Here is an 18,804-nt window from a genome sequence, read left to right as displayed (position 1 = left end):
CCGGGATTCTGATGCATCCCGGCCAGATATATTGCAGCACCATTTCGCTGTTTTCACTTTTTGCTCCATTAAGCCATGCCAGTTGTTCCCAATATAGCATTCTTCCATCTGACATCTGTAATTTTTTAATTACGCCGTTCTCTTGTTTCCCCAGAAAAACAGCGCTACCGTACCAGGACCTGTATGGCTTCCGATGGTAGTTCCGATGTTATTGATCTCAACCTTCCCATTTAATTTCGGGAAACGCTCTTCCACCAGCCTTGCCACTTCCCTGGCATCCTCTATACATGCGGACTGGGAAATATAACATTTCCCACTATAGTCAAGTCCGCCCTCAGCGTACTCTTCCATTTTGTCTACAACAGCCCGGATCACCTTTTTCTTGGTACGGATCTTAAATCTTGGGATCAGTTTTCCCTGATCATCCATATTCAGCAGCGGGCAGATATTCAGCATCGTGCCGAAAAAGCCGCTGGCCTTGGAAATACGGCCTCCTCTGATATAAAACGTAAGATCTGTGGAAAAAAACCAGTGATGCAGGTTCAGCTTGTGTTCCTCCGCCCAGGCATGAACCTCCTCAATGGGTCTGCCCTCATCCCGAAGGTCTGCAAGTTTATCCATAAAAAGCCCATATCCGGAGGATGCTCCCAGAGAATCCACCACCAGGATCTTACGCCCCGGATATTTTTCCTCCAGATCCGCTTTTGCAACGTTAGCTGAATTGATAACGCCAGAAATTCCTGAAGACAGGCAGACATGGAGCACATCTTTTCCCTCTTTCAGAAATCCTTCGAAATATTCTTCGAATTCATCTGCATTTACCTGGGAAGTCTTGGTGGATGCACCATCCTGCATGGCCTTATAAAATTGGTCAAATGGCATAGACTGTCCCAGATCATCTGCATATTCTTTTCCATTTAGTTCATAATGAAAGCAGATATAGGAAATATTTCTTTTCTCAAAATGTTCTTTCGTAAGGTCTGCTGTGGAACAGCAGCTGATCACATAGTCGCTCATATTTCCCTCCTGTTACTAATTTTGCAAAACCTCCAGATCGGGTTCTCCCTTATTCTGGAAGAATTTCATTTCTGTACGCAACACTTGCCACTGTATCCGGATCCTCATCCTTGTTAAACCAGAACTGTGCCCGGTTGTCAATCTTGGTATCTGCAGTCTTATAAATATTCAGGTAATCTCCGTCCTCATCACACGCATAGCCTTTTTCCTCTGCAGCTGCGATCAGGTCCGCCTTCTTCGCACCCAGGGTAAATCCACCGGAAAGAGTAAGGGTAAGAGCATCACTGTCGTAATTGCCTACCTCAAGCTCCCGTACAAAACAGTTCTCGATGGCAGTTGCATCCTGGGTAAAATTGTAAACACTGAAATGCACACTCTGGTTATTCTTCATCATGTCTACAAATTCCAGATCCCGGCCAGCCACATAAGCGCCATCTTCCACATCCTGAAGCTCCCAGCCATTCTCAAGGAATGCAGACACCGGAGCCGGAAGGGAATAAAGATCTCCGCAGAATTCCAACTGTGGAGCCAGCAGATCATCTCCCAGCTCAGTAGGAGCGGTATAGGAAGATACGATTTCTGGAACTTCCTCGCTTACACTTCCCTTGTCATATCCTTCTGGCTCTACGAAGTTACGCATATCTACCTGCTTCAGAGTATTGTCATCCTTATATACATAGAAATGAACTTCCTCGTAATAATCTTTCGAGTAGGAATACTTGGTATACAGGTCTCCCTCGTAAGTATCGCTTGGATCACCATAAGCAGCTTTGATATCATCAAAATTGGATTTTCCCATTACGATTCCGCCAGGCAGTTCTACAGGAGTAGCCGCCACATCAAAATCATAGCTTGCATCAATATCAATTCCTGCTACCAGACACTGGTTTAATGGCAGCTGGTTGATTCCAAGATTGATCACATCTACGGAAACGCGGTCGTCCCCTTTGTAAAAACTGATGGAACCATAGGAATTGGTTCCAACGCCCATCTCCGGGTCCTCGTTCTTGCCAAGTGTCCAGTCTGCTGCAAAATCCTGGTAATACATAGGGAACTGGTAAACCTTATCCCCGATCTTCACCTGAAAATCGTACAGGCTGTCGGACAGCTCTGTAACCGTTTCTGCACCAGCCTCAGGCTCATCAGCAGCCTCTCCTGCTGCCTCTGTAGTTTCGGCTTCCTGTGCCTCTGCATAAGCCGCGGACGGAACCGCACACAGGCACATTGCTGTAAAAAGCACTCCCAATACTTTTCTTTTCATACAGAAATTCCTCCTTAGAATGTATATTTGATCAGTCGGCAAGGCCGAAAGCATCGTGTACTGCATTCATAGCCCGGATTCCGTCTTTTTCGTTGATAAGGACGGTAATACGGATTTCAGATGTGGAGATCATATTAATGTTTACGCCTTCATTGTAAAGGCTCTCAAACATCTTGGCAGCCACGCCAGGATTGCTGAGCATACCGGAGCCAACAATGGAAAGCTTGGCGATATTGCGCTCAGAGTGAAGCTCCTTGAAGCCAAGGCGCTCCTGGCTCTCCTCCAGAGTGGCAACTGCATCATCCAGATCATCCTTATTTACGGTAAAAGAAATGTCCTTTGTTCCTGCACGTCCGATAGACTGCAGGATAACATCTACATTAATATTTTTCTTTGCAAGGGTATCAAATACCTTAAATGCAACACCAGGCACATCACGAAGTCCCAGTACTGCGATCCTCACAGCGTCTGTATCCAGCGCAACACCGCTGATCAGCATTCTTTCCACGCTAACTACCTCCTTAACTACCGTTCCTTCACTGTTATTCAGGCTGGAGCGGACCACAAGGGGCACTCCGTATTTCTTCGCCATTTCCACAGAACGGTTGTGAAGTACACCCGCTCCTGATGTTGCCAGATCCAGCATCTCATCGTATGTGATCTCTTTCAGCTTTCTGGCATTTGGAACCTTACGTGGGTCGGCTGTATAAACGCCGTCCACATCTGTATAAATCTCGCAGGCGTCTGCATGAAGCGCTGCTGCCAGTGCCACGGCAGTGGTATCAGAACCGCCTCGTCCCAGGGTGGTATAATCATCATACTTATCCACTCCCTGGAATCCGGTAACGATGACAATCCTGCGGGCATCCAGCTCACGGCGGATACGCTCTGTGTCAATTCTTTTCAATCTTGCATTCTGATGGCTGCTTGTGGTATGCATGGTCACCTGAAAAGCATTCAGGGAAACCGCCGGAACGCCCAGCTTGTGCATTACCATGGCCATCAGAGATACGGACATCTGCTCACCGATGGTAAGGAGCATATCCATCTCACGCTTCGGAGGCTTGTCGTCCATATCATGAGCCATACGGATCAGCTCATCTGTATATTTTCCCATGGCGGACAAAACCACCACCACGTCATTTCCTTTTTTATATTCCTCGATACAACGGTTGGCAACATTATACATTCTCTGTTTGTCCCCAACGGAAGTACCGCCGAATTTCTTAACTATCAGCATAGTTTTTCCTTTCACGCTGTCAGTTTTATTTTTTATCTGCGCATACAGACAGTTTCACGCAGCTGCCCATTACCTGAATAACTGCGGTTTCATGTTATCAGTCTTTCACGCGGATCATGCCCAGAACATTCTCTCCAAGCGCTTTCACACGCGCTTTGTACTCGCCCTGTGTCATAAGTCTGGTAATAAAACCAAATTCTTCCGGAAGGGAATCCGGCTCGATCACAGCCTCAACCTTACCAAAAGCCTTATCCACCTCATCCAGGGAAGTATCCTTCACACGGACAAAGAAACGGCCTTCTACAGAATCCGGCTCCATCAGGGTCATCTCTTCATTGCTCCAGTTATTCGGAATGGTGTCATGAAGATGCTTTGCAGCCTCCACAACGTCTGCTGCAACTGCACTGGCAGTAGGAAGCTTGCCAGCTCCGCTTCCATAGAACATGGCATCGCCAAGCATATTTCCATGTACAAAAATACTGTTGAACACACCTTTTACGCCATAAAGAGGATTATCCTGTCCAACAAGGAAAGGTGCTACAAGTGCGTAGAAGGAATCGTCTCCCAATTTCTTGCTTGTGCCAAGAAGCTTGATGCTTCTGCCCATTTCTCTTGCGTATTCCATATCCTCTGGTGTGATCTTTGTAATTCCTTCTGTATAAACATTTTCAAAATTCAGGAATTTTCCATATGCCAGAGAGGAAAGAATGGCAATCTTACGGCATGCGTCCTGTCCTTCCACGTCAGCGGTAGGATCAGCCTCTGCGTAGCCTTTTTCCTGAGCCTCTTTCAGAACAGTATTGAAATCAGCACCTTCTGTGATCATCTTATCCAGCATATAGTTGGTAGTTCCGTTCAGAATTCCGCTGACCTCATCGATCTCATCTGCGGTAAGAGAACCGTTGATGGCACGAATGATCGGGATTCCACCGCCGCAGCTTGCCTCGAAAAGGAAGTTGATCTTTTTCTCTTTTGCAATTTCCATAAGCTCAGGACCGTATTTGGCAACCAGAGCTTTATTTGAGGTGCACACACTCTTGCCGGCTTCAAGTGCTCTTTTTGTAAAAGTATAGGCAGCACCGGTTCCTCCCATTACTTCTACTACAATTTTAACTTCCGGATCATTTACGATCTGCTCAAAATCATGAACAAGAATCTCTTCTACCGGATCTCCCGGGAACTCACGAAGATCCAGTACATATTTGATCTTAATCTCTTCCCCGGCTCTTTTGTTAATCAATTCATGATTGGTGCGGATGACTTCTACTACACCACTTCCAACTGTGCCATATCCTAACACTGCAATATTTATCATCTGTCCGTTACTCCCTGCCTAAAATTTTTAAATAATGGATTCCTTCCATCTGTTCAATGTCATCCACCATTGCCTCTGCATCCCCTTCTCCCTGAAGGATCTGCACACTTAAGGTAAGAGTGGCAATACCACTGATGGGAATACTCTGATGTATAGTCAGAATATTGCCATGATTTTCCGCAATAGCCCGAAGAACATTGGATAAAATTCCCGGCTCATCATCCATCTGTATAATAAAAGTGATGGTCTTTCCCTTGGCTTCCTCGTGGAAGGGAAAAATATCATCTTTATATTTATAGAAAGAGCTTCGGCTGATTCCCACAGCGTCTGCAGCTTCCTGAACTGTAACTGCCCGCTTTGATTCCAGAAGCTTCTTCGCTGCAACTACATTCAGAAGCACTTCCGGCACAGCCCGCTCTTTTACTACAAAATATTTATTCTTATCTGTTGTCTTTGGCATCCTGCATTTCCTTCCACTTTCACTGCGCCCTGCAAATCTCTGCCATTACAGCCGCTGTATCCAGACATAATCCGGAAACTGGCATTGCCCTGTTACCGTTACTTCGTGAACAGCAGCATGCTTTTACTGCTGCTCTGCAGGTCTCTTCGCAAGTGCGATCCATTTCAGATATGCATTAATAAAGATATCAATGGCACCATCCATAACTGCATCTACATTTCCGGTTTCTTCATTGGTACGGTGATCTTTGACCATGGTATATGGCTGCATAACGTAGGAACGGATCTGGTTGCCCCAGCCGATATCCGTTACTTCGCCTCGGATTCCGGAAAGCTTGGCTTCTGCTTCCTGCTGTTTCAGAAGATATAACTTCGCTTTCAGCATCTGCATAGCCTTATCTTTATTCATATGCTGGGAACGCTCATTCTGACACTGTACCACGATTCCTGTTGGGAAATGAGTGATACGGATAGCGGATGAGGTCTTGTTGATATGCTGTCCGCCGGCACCACTGCTTCGGTAGGTATCAATACGGATGTCCTCATCATTGACCTCTACGTCCAGATCTTTCTCAATATCCGGCATTACATCGCAGGATACGAAAGAGGTCTGGCGCTTTCCAGCCGCATTGAACGGGGAAATACGTACCAGACGGTGAACACCTTTCTCAGACTTCAGAAGTCCGTATGCGTTCTCTCCGTTTACCTGGAACGTAACAGATTTGATACCAGCTTCATCGCCGTCCAGATAGTCCAGAACTTCAATTGAAAAGCCCTTGCGTTCAGCCCAGCGTGTATACATACGATACAGCATACTGCACCAGTCGCAGGCTTCTGTTCCACCAGCTCCTGCGTTCAGTTTGATAATAGCATTCTCGCCGTCATACTCTCCTGAAAGAAGTGTCTTCACGCGGATACTGTCAAACTGTGCCTGGAACTCATCCAGCATTTCCTGGATTTCTTCGATCATGGACGGATCATTTTCCTCATAGCTCATCTCGATCAGGGTCTCCATATCTTCTTTCTGGGTTACCAGATTCTGATAGGTTTCCATGTCGTCCTTCATGCTCTTTAATTCTTTCATTTTCTTCTGGGATACTTCTGCATTGTCCCAGAAATCAGGCGCTTCCATTTCGCGCTCTAATTCTTCAACCCGCTTTTCTTTGTTAGCCAGGTCAAAGTGAATCCCTCACTTCCACTAATGGTTCTGTGTATGTTGCAAGAATGCTCTTGAACTGGTCTAATTCAACCATAGCTTCACCTTCTTTCTAATATTTCTGTGTAACAGTCCAGTGTTTTCTGAATCGTTACATTTCTCCAACAATGCCGCCGGCCTGGAACGTGTTTGAAAAATCATTCCCGCGATCCGCACGGCACACAGACTTTCAAACTATACAATAGCATATTCCGTGGAAAATTACAATAAAAAGCGGTGTGGAAAGGAACAGCCACCCGTTACCGTTTCCTCTGTGAATAACAGTCATTCTCTCTGTTGCGATTTTTTCTCAAAAATGGATTTTAGAATAGGTTGAAAAATCTCTGTATTTCTTATATCATAAACTAATGGTTCGTTTGTGGAACATGGTTCTATGATATGATGATTTTGGTTAAAGCTATTAATGAAGAGGTATCATTTTTGAAGAAGAAAGAAGCGGTATTTATTGGTGCACTATTGGTTATTTCAGTGGTGCTTTGTATTTTTGTTTATGCGGTTCCACATGGAACTCATGGGTCGATCCAGATTACGGTGGATGGGGAACTTTATGGGACTTATTCACTGGCGGAGGATCAGGTGATCCAGATTGGGGATACCAATGTGTGTGAAATTAAGGACGGCGAGGTAAAGATGACAGAGGCGGACTGCCCGGATCATCTTTGCATGAAGCAGCCGGCAGTGGGCAGTGCAGGCGGATATATTGTGTGCCTGCCAAACAGAGTAGTCATTCAGGGAGAGGGCGATTCAGATTCACAGGATTCCGAAAGTGGATTTGACGCAGTGGTGTAAGTGATGAATCAGAAAAAGACAGCGTATCTTGGGCTGTTTGCAGCCATTGCCATTATTTTCGGGTATGTGGAATCGTTGATTCCGTTTTTTGCGGGAATTCCGGGAATGAAACTAGGGCTTGCAAATCTGGCGGTGCTTTTTGTGCTGGAGAGGTATACGTGGAAAGAAGCGGCGCTGGTTTCCATTGTGAGAATTTTTATTATCGGTTTTATGTTTGGAAGCGGCTCCAGTATTATGTATAGCCTGGCGGGGGCGACCCTTAGTTTGATTGTGATGGTTTTTGTGAAAAATAAGATTGGATTCGGGCAGCTGGGTGTAAGTGTGGCTGGTGGCGTTTCCCATAACATCGGTCAGCTGCTGGTGGCGATTCCGGCAACGCATACGGTGGGACTGTTGTATTATTATGCTCCGGCGCTGATGGTGTCGGGAGTGATTACAGGACTGCTGATTGGAGTGCTGACGAAGGAAGTGCTTAAGAGGATTCCGTAATATGTTACCACCGTACGCATCTGGGCTGAATATATTCCACGCGGGGAGGCGCAACATTCCGCGGAGCTAACTGCTAACTGCGACTAAACATCTCAGGAGAGCCTTCGATGTTAAGTCTTCGTAAGCAGTGGATCTCCGCTCCATTAAAGGCGCGCCTTGAATGCCCCGCTTAGGAATATATTCAGCCCAAATGCTGTTGATTGAAAAAGAGCTCCTGACGATAGTTTTGAACTATCGTCGGGAGCTCTTCTTGCTATTCCATAAGTTATCATTTTCTATGAATTTATCATGGACAACTTATAATTCGTTTACTATATATCCGTCTTTCATTAATTCGAATTTATCCATCAATCCACTTGTCACATACACATTTTTGTCTTCATCAACGAATACGGCTTCTGCATCATATTTCTCTAAAAGAAGTTTCGCGGCGTCCAGACCCAGAACGAAGCAGGCAGTGGAGAGGCCGTCGGCCAGGTAGCCCTGGTCGCAGACGATGGTGACGGAGGTGAGACCGTTCTGGACGGGGTAACCGGTCTTTGGATCCAGGATATGGTGGTAGCGGATTCCATCTTCTATGAAGTATTTTTCGTAGTCGCCGGAGGTGGAAAGGAACTGGTTGGCGTCCAGGGTGATGGCGCCAAGGTAGTCACCTTCGGTGTCACGGGGATCGGTGAGGGCTACTTTCCAGGGGGAACCGTCTGGCTTTTCGCCGTAGGTCATGACACTGCTGCCACCAAGGTTCAGAATCATACCGAAAACGTCTGGCTGGGTTTGCAGGTAATCCATGATCTGGTCACAGCCCATGCCTTTTCCAACGGCACCAAGATCCAGGGTACAGCCATCAAGAAGGGTTACATTGTTTCCGTCCACCTGAATTTTCTCGTAGCCCACTTCGGGAAGAAGGGTGTCAATTTCGGACTGGTCCGGGACATGAGGATTCTCGCCGTCAATGTTCCACAGGCGGATGATCTTTCCAAGGGTGGGGTCAAAAGCACCGTCGGAATCCTGGGACAGTTGGCGGATTTTCTCAAGGTCGGCGGCAAGATCATCAGAGACTTCCATGGTCTTGCCTTCAGCATTGTTCAGCTGGGAAATCTGGGAGTTTTCCTCTGTCCAGGAAAGGAGGGTGGTTTCCATTTCGCGGAGCTTTTCGCCAATCTGAGTGTTGATGTCCTCGCCTGAGGTATAAAGGGTTTCGGAAACTACCGTGTCCATTGCGAAATCTGCGTTGGTGTATTTTTCTATGTCAGATGCATAAACAACTGTAGTTGTTTTTCCCAGTACTGTAGCAGAAATGACAGTGAGAAGCAGGCTGCCGCAGAGGATTCCTGCCGCACTTCTCTTTCTCAAATGCCTTCTCCCATTAAACATATCCAAGCAGGTAAGTGATTGACCTCTGGACTGCTTTTTATAATGTACCTTAATTAAATCGACTTCATTCTGAAATCTTACTTTACTTCTTTTTTTACTCATATCCTGTTCTTTCTGATTTTATTTTCTCTTATTTTCCAATAGCTTTCGCCCATCTTTTTCCAGCGCTTGTTTAAAAAAGGCTCTCATCTTTCGCCTTCGGAATCCCGATCCGGATATTCTTCTTCGGGCAGATTCCCTGGCAGGCGTGGCAGCAGATACATTCTCCTGAGAGAGGGGTATCACCGTCAATGTCCAGATGAGCAGGACAGCGCTTTTTGCAGGCTCCACATTTCGCCGGACAGGTGCCTCTGTCACGGTTGAACAGCGCAGAGGGCGCTATAGGCATTATAGCAAAAATTGCGCCCATTGGGCAGAGGAACTGGCAGAAAAATCTTTCCTGAGTGCACATTCCGATCATGAGCAGAATCAGCAGCACAATCCCCACCTTGTAGGCAGCACCGGGAAGTCTGCCAGCGGTGAGCATGGAAAACACATCCCAGGGGCTCATGCCCTGAAGCTTGCTGTACCAGCCGGTAAGGATAGATACAAGAAGCACCAGAAGCCAGATATATTTCACCTTCTGCAAAATGCGGATGGCTTTTTCTGAGTATCCGTGACGGCCTTTTTTATGAAAAACCTTCTGGCGGATAAACACAGTCAGCTCGTACAATGCATCCCCAAGGGAACCAAATGCGCAGGCATATCCGCAGAAATGCCGTCCGAACAGGCAGGTTACCACCAGCAGCACGGCAGTCACATCCAGAAAGGAATTCCAGCTGATTGCCTGATGTGCTGCGATTGCCTGAAAAACGGACTTCACGCCTGCGAATGCTGTGGAAAAAAGTGCCGGAGCAAAAATGAAAAACAGAAGCTGGATGCCGGCACGGATCAGCCGGATTTTTCTCTGTCTCTTTTTCATTGATTTTCCGCCTTTCCAAGTGCATCATTTACAGCGTTGATAATTCCAGTGGAACTGAAGGTTGCTCCGGAAATGGTGTCAACATCTGTACTCTGGGCAGCCAAAATGGTACTGATCACGCCCTGTCCCTGGGAAAGGTATGCAGAGTCTTCGCCTGGTGCACTTACCACCTGAATGTCTGTAATCGTATCATTTTCAAGTGTAACCTGAACCTGGATGTTGCCGCCAAAGCCCTGGCCGTCTCCTGTGTAGGTTCCGTTTTTGTAGACAATATCTTCACTTTCTTCCTCAGAAGAAGCGTCCTCAGCCTCTGTCTCATCTGTATTCTTGTCATCTTTTTTCGCGTCCTCGGAAGCATCCCCGGAAGCCGCTTCTTCCGTCTGGGCTTTCTGATTCTTCGCTTCCTCTTCTGCCTTTTTCTTCGCCTCTTCCTGCGCTTTTGCAGCCTCTTCAAGGGCACTTAATATCTCATCCTGCTGTTTTTCCAAGGCCTCCACTCTGGTTGTCAGACTGGCGATCTGCTGGTCTTTTTCGGTATCACTATCTTTTTTCTGCATGGAGTTGTAGCCAAGAACGACACCAACGATCAGAAGCAGACATAAAACTCTCATAATAAAACTCTGGTATTTCATGGGTTATGCTCCTTTTGCCTGATTTAATGCATTTCTAAATGCCTGAATAAATCCCTGGGAGGAATATGTGCATCCAGATACTGTATCTACACTGTCTGCGGACTGCTTTCCCATAACCTGTCCAAGAATTCCCTCCCAGGCTGTATCTGCATATTCTTCATCATCATAGGAAAAATAAGTTGCTCCCACAATCTGTCCTCCGGATATTGTTACGGTAACCTGTACACTGTCTGGTCCGTCATTGCCTTCTCCAATGCCAGTGTAGGTTCCATCTGTATATGCACCAGCAGGCACAGGCGTGGGTTCTGGCGTAGCTGTCGGTTCCGGCGTCACAGAATTCTCCGGTGTATCCGTCGGTTCCGGTGCAGAAGTTGGCGCTGGCGTTTCAGTAGGCTCTGGTACAGCTGTAGGCTCCGGTGCAGTCGTTGGTTCCGGAACAGAAGTCGGCTTTGGCGTATTTGTGGGTTCTGGCTTCTCGGTGGAATCCGGCGCCTCAGTGGGCTCTGGCGTTACTGAAGGCTGTACCTCTGTATTTTTTGCCTGCTCCAATGCTATTTTGGACGCATCCAGAATTCCCATAGAAGAAAATGTTGCACCACTTACAGTGTCAATTCCTTCTGTACTCTGCTTTTCCAGTATTTTAGGCTGTATGGATCTCCATGCCTTATTGAAAAAGCTTCGGGTATCTGAGTTTGTATTGGTTACTTCCGTAATTTTTCCATCTTTAATTGTCAGTGTTATGTTGACCTGTCCGGAATATCCCATTGCAGACCCTGTATAGGTGCCATCTTTCAAAAGATTTACAACCGGCTGCTCATCTGACGGATTATCCGGAGTCTTGGTAGGCTGTGGAAGCTCCGTTGGAATTGGTGTTACAGTTTCATCAGGTACAGCAGTCGGTGTTGGAGTTATATCTTCTTCCTTTGAGTCTGTAGTTCCTGATTGATCAGCCTTTGAAAGAGCCTGGGATAAAGCTCCGAGAATTCCATTGGAAGAAAATGTTGCACCACTTACAGTATCAATTTCAGAAGTACTCTGTCTGGAAATCACATTGGACTTGATTGTTTTCCATGCTTTATTAAAAAATTCAGGTGTATCTGTATTTGTGTTGCTTATTTTTTTGATTTTTCCATTTTTTATTGTAACCTTTACCGTTACGGTTCCATCAAAGCCTTCTGCCTGTCCCTCATATACGCCATCTTTATAGCTGACAGAAGTATCTTTCTTCGGTTTCTTTGCAGGTTTTGGCGTTGGAGTTGGTGTGGCAGCCGGTGTGGCAGAATCACTGTTTCCTGCCTGTGAAAGGGCATTCTGTACTGCCTGGATAATCCCGTTTGAGGAATAAGTTGCACCGCTGACTGCATCCACATTCGGGGACTGGCTTGATAAAACCTTACTTACAACGCCCTGTGCAGAGGCAAAATAAGAGCCTGTTTCTCCAGAGGCACTCAATATATCAACAGCTGTGATTTTCCCACCTGATACAGTTACCTGTACGGTAATCGTTCCTCCAAAGCCAGTTCCGCTTCCCTGGTAAGTTCCATCTTTATAGCCGCCTTCCGGAACTTCTGTAGTTGGTGTAGTGGTGGAGCCATGACCTACCCCTGAAGATGCAGCCGTTTTTACTGGAAGGGTCTTTGAGCTTCCTTTTTTTATACCACTTTTTTTCTTTGAAATTTTGGAGGTTTTTTTCTTTGAAGAAGCTGATGATGTGTTCTTGCCTGCTTTCAGCAGACTCTCCTCTTCTGCCTCGTCATCTGCTGCCTCATAGGAATAGGCTGTTTTCAGAAGCGATTCCAGATCCTGGGATTTTACAACCTCTCTGGTTTCAGCAGTCACTTCTTTTCCACTGCTGCCAGCCTGAGCACCTGCTGCAGCCACAGCCGCAATAACCACTGCTGCTGGAGCAAGTTTCACCAGATTCTTTTTTTCAAAAGGATTCTTATCACTGTCTCGTTTTTTCATGCTGTCTCCTGTTAAAATATGTAGCAAAATAAGTTTCTTTTTACAAGCAAAAGCAGGGGCTGTTAAAAACGGCCCCCGTTCCTTTGCCTTGTTTTTGCACAAGTATTATTTGTTATCGTAAAAGCTTTGTAATCATTATTTTACTTTTACTTTGAATTTCTTAGATACTCCATTACTTGTAACAGTGATGGTTGCAGTACCTTTCTTCTTACCTTTTACAACACCTTTTGCAGTAACAGTCGCTACTTTCTTGTTGCTGGACTTGTATGTTACTTTTCCGGATGGTGTTGCGGTTGCTTTGATTTTTACTGTTTTGCCTTTCTTGATTGTTGCAGAAGATTTTGCAAGCTTCAGAGAAGGTTTCTTAACCTGGATTACTACCTTCTTAGTGTAGTTTCCAACTTTTACCGTAATGGTTGTCTTTCCTGCTTTTTTCGCTTTTACAACGCCTTTGGAGGTAACAGTCGCTACTTTCTTGTTGCTGGATGTAAATTTAACTTTTCCAGTTACATCATTTTTTACAACCGTAATGGTTGTGGAGGTTTTTCCTTTGGTGTAAATTGTGGAAGCTTTTGCAGTTGCTGTAATTCCTTTGGCCGGTGCTGCAGTCGGTGCCGGAGTTTCAGTTGGCTGTGTAGGTGCTACAGTTGGCTGTGCCGGGGTCGGTGTTGCGGTCGGCTGTGCCGGGACTGGTGTTGCAGTCGGCTGTGCCGGCGTTGCAGTTGGAGACGGAGCTTTTACAAGCATGTTAAGAGCTTCTCTTAAATGTCCGATCTGCTCTTCTACGCCATAAGTTGTCTGATTCTTAATATTTGCAAGCATTTCCTCACACTCTTCAAGCTCATTTGCAATGCTGTCTTTTGCAGCAGCCCAGCTCTCCGGAGTATAATCAGCCTCGTTCAGGGCTTTTGCTTCTGCGATAATGTTTTTCAGTGGTGTGGAATCTGCATCACCTGCAGGTTTCGCAATATTCTCAGCTGTTGCCTGGAATTTTACAACGTAATCCTGGTATCCAAGGGCATGAACAGTAAGGATCCAGTAACCAGTTCCGTCTGTTCCTTCCGGAAGCTTGCATCTTCCTGATTCTGTAAGGCCAAGCTGGATACCCATCATTTTATGCATCCAGTTATCAGCTGCAAATTTTGTTCCATAGTTTGCAAGTCTGTTTGTATAAGTGGAATCATTTCCATAATATGCCCACTCAACAGACTGCATATGTGCACCAAGATCGCCATAGTTTCCAGTCAGGTCAACTCTCAGGAACTCACCATAGGAACCATTTCCAGGCTTTACAGTTGCTGTAATTCCGTCTGCCACTTTCAGCTCTGCATCTTTGATACCAGACTCAGTTCCGTTCTGTCTTGCTCCGATTACAAAGCTTCCATCTTCAGCTTTTGTAGCTTTTTTCAAACCATTTGTATTTGCAGTTACATTTGCAACGGCTTCATAGGATTTCAGTTCTTTCTCGCCATAACCGCCGATCAGCTGTCCGCCATTTTTTACAATTGCATGGCTTTCTGCAAAAGCAGCAAGGTCAGCTCTCTTAATCTCAACCGGTACATATTTCAGTCCAGTTACGGTATATCCGGTTACATTGTTCCGGTTAAATACTTCTGATGTTCCATCGGCATAATAAACTGTTTTTCCGTCTGCGCTCCAGTGGGAAACTGTTTTTCCATTAAGAACCGCGATTGCCTGGAAGCTTCCTCTGTGAAGGCCATGGTTTGCAGTTGCTCTTGTTACAGCATCAAATGCTCCAAGGTCTGACTCACCTCTTCTGTCTTTTTCTTCAGAAGAAGCGGTGGAGCCTGCATTGTATACATCCTCGGAAGCCCAGTACTCAGCCCATGTAAGACCTGCGTATACATATACGTTTTCGTTGTAAACAAATGTTACATCTGGGTATCCGGCAGCACTTACAACTACTGTATCTCCATCGTTTACAGCTGTTTTAGAATAATCAAGAGTTCCATCCTCCTGAACAATCTTCACAGCACCTTTTCCGCTTGCAGCATACTCTTGGTCACCAATTTTTACTTTTGAAACTGTTTTGGTAAATGCAACAAACTGCTCAGCGGTAATATCTGCCGCAGCAACCAGTTTTCCTTCATACTCATCATAGGAAGCCATTACAGTATCTGTTGTTGCTGTAAAAGTAGCGCTGACAGGAGCATATTTTCCATTTGCATCGGAAATTGTCAGAGTATGTGTTCCAGGTGTAAGATTTGTAACCTTTACTCCTGTCTCTGTTGTCGCTGCTTCCACATCATCAACTGCATATTTCTTTGAATAATCAGATGGAAGTGCTTCAGATAATTCAACTTTAACCTCTGCATCTGTTACCTTGATGTTGTCAACGATTGCACTGACACCTGTTTTTACCGGAACATAAGTATCTGGAATATCAAAATTAATTTCCCCCTTATCCGTATAGTACGTTACGCTGGAAATAGTTTTTCCCATCATGGATTTGTAGTGGTCAGAGCTTATTGGGCAACCGTGAGATTCTGTTGTAAAGCCGGTGCTCCATGCAAGTTCTTTTCCTTTCCAGATATTCTCAAGATGACGGAGTGCATAAGTGGTTCCGTCTGTTGTATTGATGATTACACCATAAATCTTATCACCATTAGATGCATTTACTACTGCCTTTACTGCTGTCTCATCCAGCTCAAGCTGATAATCTCCATATTTGGAATTAAGCTTTAATTCAGCATTCACACTAACATTCTGTTCGGACATTCCCTGAACAGCGCCAAAAGAAATATTTTCGTTCTCATCTACGCTCATTTCCTTGTAATATGCAGGAGTTTCTGCCGGAACATAATAAGTATAGCTTGGCTGTTCAATAAGAGCCGCTGCACCAGTATATGTATTAGTACTTACCTGGCCTTTCATGTTCGTAGTAATCTCTATAGTAGTGCTGTCTGTAATCTGTTTAAAATTTTCCAAATCAGAAGCTTTATTCACTTTTACCGGAAAAGTAACACCTGCAAGTTCATTTCCTTCCGCGCTTGTATGATAAGCAGCATTTCCATTCATCACGCCGCTCATCTTTGTTTTTGCTTTCGTCGCGGATGTAAATGCATCTACTTTTACATCATTGTTTTTCAACTCAGATCTGTAAAAAGCTTCATAGGGAATGTTCATCAGTACGATCTGACCATCCTCCACTGTTTTCACAGCTCCCGCTTCATTGTTGGTTTCGCCCTCAGTGTCTGCTAAAAAAGCATCTTCTGTGTCTCCGGTTTCGCCGTCCTCAAATCCAGACTCCTCTTCTGCGGCTTCTCCAGATTCAAAACCATCCTCTGTGTCTGTACCAAAATCTGCTGAATCGTCAGCCTCTGATGATTCGTCATAGTCGTCTGAAATCTCATCAGAATCATATATAGTCTCATCAGAAACCTCAACAGACACTTCACCAGAAGTAAAATCTTCTGCCATTACTCCAACTGGTGAACTGGTCATCGCTACAGCTGCACTCATAATGATCGGAGCAATTTTTCTTAATAACTTTTTGTCAGCCATCCTCTTCCTCCTCATTTAACTATTATTAGTATTTTCTAACCTTTGTTTATTTTACAGAATCGCGTTAGAAATGTCTATCTTTTTTTAGTTTAGACATTGCACTTTTTTTATCAACAAGAGTGGGCTTCCGTATACCGACAAGCTGATTCTGTCTCCATATTTTAATTACTTTCCTCTCTTCAGATATAATGACATCGCTTACAGACAGCACACTCATTTGCAGCAAAAAAATCCAGGCACGGAAGTCTTCTTACTTCTATACCTGGATTCTCGTACATCGAAAATTAAGTAACTGCCATATTGACTTGTCTGATTTTTCATCTGCTGCACCGCCTTCCTACGCGATGCACAAAAATTATACTGTGTATCATTTCCCTTTGGCAGCCTTTAAATTTCATTTTTATTTATCTTTTCTGCCATATCTGCATTTTGCGCCCTCTGGCGGTCACAAATACGTTTTAGAACAGCCGTTTTGCTACACAGACACGGCCGTTTGGATGCGCCATACACCATATTTTCTTTCTATGAGAAAAAGCTTTCAGCCACGCTCATCTCTGCAATATATCCAACAGTTCCTGTCATAAAAATAGTTCCATCTTCTTTAATGTCGATCTGGATCATACCACCTGGCTGGTTTACATTGATTCTGTTTTCCATCAGACCTTTTCGGTAGGCTGCAATGGCTGCTGCACAGCTTCCTGTACCGGAAGCTTTTGTGTAACCGGAGCCACGCTCCCAGATCTCGATATCCAGATTTCCTTTATCAATCTGGCGGCAGATCTGCAGGTTCACTCTTTCCGGGAACTCATCTGCATTTTCCACATATGGCCCCAGCTCTCTTACTTTTTCCTGAGATACCTGATCCATGAAAATAATGCAGTGTGGATTTCCTACTGTGAGACAAGTTGCCTTGTATTCTTTCTTGTTAAATGTAAATGGCTCATCGATCACCTCACGCACCTCGCCAGTTACCGGAATCTCTCTGGAAAGGAAAGAGGCTTTGCCCATATTTACGCGGAACTCTGTCGCTCTGGCATTCAGACACTCTACTTCGATTGTTCCGGATAAAGTCTCAATGGCAAATTTTTTCTCTGTAACATACTCATTGTCCATAAGATATTTTGCAAAAATACAGACACCGTTTCCACTGATTGCAGCTTCACTTCCATCGGAATTAAAAATATGCATTCCCATTTTTCCGTTAATGTCAACTGGTCCGTAAAGCACACCATCCGCTCCAAGTCCGAACCCCCGCTGGCAAAGAAGCGCAACTTTTTTGCCCTGCAGCTGAAGCTGGTTTTTCTTCGCATCCAGTACCAGATAATCATTTCCAAAGCCCTGATATTTTGTCATGATAATGCTGTCTCTCATTGTTTTCAATTCCTTTCTGACGAAACGCCCGTGATCTTTTTTCTCAAATCACATCTTATATCCAGTATAGCGTTTATTTTTCCCATGTACATAGAATAACTTGCGAAATATATTGCAAAAAATGCGGTATTTCATTTATAATAAAGTCATATTTCAAGCGCAGAATTGAATTATGACGCTACGCAAACGTAGCTGCAAACAAAGTTTGCGGTTCCATACACACTATAGTTAAAACAGGAGCCATAACATATGAATTCTTTCAATGAGCCAACTGAAAAAACCGGCTATCTGGAGCAGGATTTCCGGCTTTTTCACATCAAGGACCAAACCAAGCGGGAATTTTCCTACCATTATCATGATTTTCACAAGGTGATCATCTTTCTTTCCGGAAAGGCAGCCTACCACATTGAGGGAAAGTCCTACTACCTGAAGCCCTGGGACATTCTCCTCGTGAACCGTCACGCCATCCACAAACCTGAAATTGATTTTTCGGTTCCATACGAACGTTTTGTACTATGGATCCGCAACGACATCAAATCCACAGAACTGCTCCGCTGTTTTCAGAAGGCGATTGACCGGAGTTACAATCTAATCCGTCTGGACTCTGACACTCAGGAAAAATTAAAGCAGCTTCTCTACGAACTGGAAGCTGCCCTGAAAGACAAAAAATTTGGAAGCGAGCTTCTTGGCTCAGCTCTTTTTACCCAGTTCATGGTTTATGTAAACCGCATTTTTCTGGAAAAGCAGTACATTTACGACGCTCGCTCCTACAGCAGTGATTCCCAGATAGAAGAGCTTCTCCGTTATATTAACCACAACCTTACGGAAGATCTTTCCATTGAAACCCTTGCGCGGAAATACTACCTGAGCAAGTATCACATGATGCGGAAATTCAAGGAGGAAACCGGTTACACCATCCACAACTACATCATTAGCAAGCGCCTTCTTCTCGCCCGCACAAAAATTTCCGAAGGCACCCCCATCCTGAAGGCCGCCCAGTTAAGCGGCTTCTCCGACTATACCACCTTCTCCCGGGCCTATAAAAAACAATTTGGCACCGCGCCGAGCCAGACAATATAATTGCTATTTAGTTGATTAAAAGTTCTTCAATGCGGACGCATTTGGACAATGTGTATTACTCACTCGCCGGCGCAACGCTCCGATGAACTAATCGCTAACTGCGACTAATG

The 18,804-nt window shown here is 45.0% G+C and carries 15 protein-coding genes; 3 read left to right on the top strand and 12 right to left on the bottom strand.

What is annotated here, in order from left to right:
• Nucleotides 1–129 precede the first annotated feature (129 nt).
• The 6 genes from AB5706_RS09095 to prfB all read right to left on the bottom strand — a co-directional run bounded on the left by AB5706_RS09095 (nucleotide 130) and on the right by prfB (nucleotide 6,545).
• Nucleotides 130–1,017, bottom strand: a complete 888-nt coding sequence (locus AB5706_RS09095; protein ID WP_148461034.1) for a DegV family protein — start codon at nucleotides 1,015–1,017, stop codon at nucleotides 130–132.
• Between the two features lie 49 nt (nucleotides 1,018–1,066).
• Nucleotides 1,067–2,278 (bottom strand): hypothetical protein, encoded by a 1,212-nt coding sequence (locus AB5706_RS09090; protein WP_148461033.1) that lies wholly within the window; start codon nucleotides 2,276–2,278, stop codon nucleotides 1,067–1,069.
• 31 nt (nucleotides 2,279–2,309) lie between these two features.
• A complete protein-coding gene (locus AB5706_RS09085) occupies nucleotides 2,310–3,518 on the bottom strand; it encodes an aspartate kinase (RefSeq protein ID WP_118580501.1) in 1,209 nt (402 codons plus the stop codon).
• Nucleotides 3,519–3,615: 97 nt separating this feature from the next.
• Nucleotides 3,616–4,833, bottom strand: a complete 1,218-nt coding sequence (locus AB5706_RS09080; RefSeq protein ID WP_173735267.1) for a homoserine dehydrogenase — start codon at nucleotides 4,831–4,833, stop codon at nucleotides 3,616–3,618.
• A 7-nt stretch (nucleotides 4,834–4,840) separates the two neighbouring features.
• Nucleotides 4,841–5,293 carry an ACT domain-containing protein gene (locus AB5706_RS09075; protein WP_173735268.1) on the bottom strand — a complete coding sequence of 151 codons (453 nt, stop codon included), beginning with the start codon at nucleotides 5,291–5,293 and terminating at the stop codon, nucleotides 4,841–4,843.
• A gap of 123 nt (nucleotides 5,294–5,416) precedes the next feature.
• A protein-coding gene (gene prfB / locus AB5706_RS09070) for a peptide chain release factor 2 (RefSeq protein ID WP_148461030.1) occupies nucleotides 5,417–6,545 on the bottom strand; the annotation gives its coding sequence in 2 pieces (ribosomal slippage) (nucleotides 5,417–6,469 and nucleotides 6,471–6,545; 1,128 coding nt in all).
• Nucleotides 6,546–6,928: 383 nt separating this feature from the next.
• On the opposite strand from prfB, the gene AB5706_RS09065 reads away from it, so the two are divergent.
• The gene (locus AB5706_RS09065) at nucleotides 6,929–7,297 is read left to right on the top strand and encodes a NusG domain II-containing protein (RefSeq protein WP_226815079.1); all 369 of its coding nucleotides are present in this window, start codon (nucleotides 6,929–6,931) and stop codon (nucleotides 7,295–7,297) included.
• 3 nt (nucleotides 7,298–7,300) lie between these two features.
• On the top strand, nucleotides 7,301–7,786 hold the full coding sequence (locus tag AB5706_RS09060) for a Gx transporter family protein (RefSeq protein WP_148461028.1): 486 nt from the start codon (nucleotides 7,301–7,303) through the stop codon (nucleotides 7,784–7,786).
• Nucleotides 7,787–8,083: 297 nt separating this feature from the next.
• Here AB5706_RS09060 and AB5706_RS09055 read toward each other — a convergent pair whose 3' ends face one another.
• The 6 genes from AB5706_RS09055 to dapF all read right to left on the bottom strand — a co-directional run bounded on the left by AB5706_RS09055 (nucleotide 8,084) and on the right by dapF (nucleotide 17,614).
• Nucleotides 8,084–9,139, bottom strand: a complete 1,056-nt coding sequence (locus AB5706_RS09055) for an FAD:protein FMN transferase (protein WP_368365998.1) — start codon at nucleotides 9,137–9,139, stop codon at nucleotides 8,084–8,086.
• A 193-nt stretch (nucleotides 9,140–9,332) separates the two neighbouring features.
• Nucleotides 9,333–10,121, bottom strand: coding sequence for a 4Fe-4S binding protein (locus tag AB5706_RS09050; RefSeq protein WP_173771554.1), 789 nt, complete (start codon nucleotides 10,119–10,121; stop codon nucleotides 9,333–9,335).
• Nucleotides 10,118–10,753, bottom strand: a complete 636-nt coding sequence (locus AB5706_RS09045; protein ID WP_368365997.1) for an FMN-binding protein — start codon at nucleotides 10,751–10,753, stop codon at nucleotides 10,118–10,120. The genes AB5706_RS09050 and AB5706_RS09045 overlap by 4 nt, the downstream gene beginning before the upstream one ends.
• A 3-nt stretch (nucleotides 10,754–10,756) precedes the next feature.
• Nucleotides 10,757–12,718: an FMN-binding protein gene (locus AB5706_RS09040; RefSeq protein WP_368365996.1), complete on the bottom strand. Its 1,962-nt coding sequence runs from the start codon at nucleotides 12,716–12,718 to the stop codon at nucleotides 10,757–10,759.
• A gap of 135 nt (nucleotides 12,719–12,853) precedes the next feature.
• Nucleotides 12,854–16,243: a penicillin-binding Tp47 domain C-containing protein gene (locus tag AB5706_RS09035; protein ID WP_368365995.1), complete on the bottom strand. Its 3,390-nt coding sequence runs from the start codon at nucleotides 16,241–16,243 to the stop codon at nucleotides 12,854–12,856.
• A 522-nt stretch (nucleotides 16,244–16,765) separates the two neighbouring features.
• Nucleotides 16,766–17,614, bottom strand: coding sequence for a diaminopimelate epimerase (dapF, locus tag AB5706_RS09030; RefSeq protein ID WP_173735272.1), 849 nt, complete (start codon nucleotides 17,612–17,614; stop codon nucleotides 16,766–16,768).
• Nucleotides 17,615–17,863: 249 nt separating this feature from the next.
• Here dapF and AB5706_RS09025 point away from each other — a divergent pair, with 249 nt between their 5' ends.
• Nucleotides 17,864–18,694 carry a helix-turn-helix domain-containing protein gene (locus AB5706_RS09025; protein WP_173771558.1) on the top strand — a complete coding sequence of 277 codons (831 nt, stop codon included), beginning with the start codon at nucleotides 17,864–17,866 and terminating at the stop codon, nucleotides 18,692–18,694.
• Nucleotides 18,695–18,804: the final 110 nt, after the last annotated feature.

This window comes from Ruminococcus sp. RTP21484sp1_RTP21277st1_D2_RTP21277_210401 (genome assembly GCF_040924225.1).
Classification (GTDB): domain Bacteria; phylum Bacillota; class Clostridia; order Lachnospirales; family Lachnospiraceae; genus Blautia_A; species Blautia_A faecis.
Note: the sequence above shows the minus strand (reverse complement) of the source record. Positions and strands in the feature narration are given on the sequence as shown.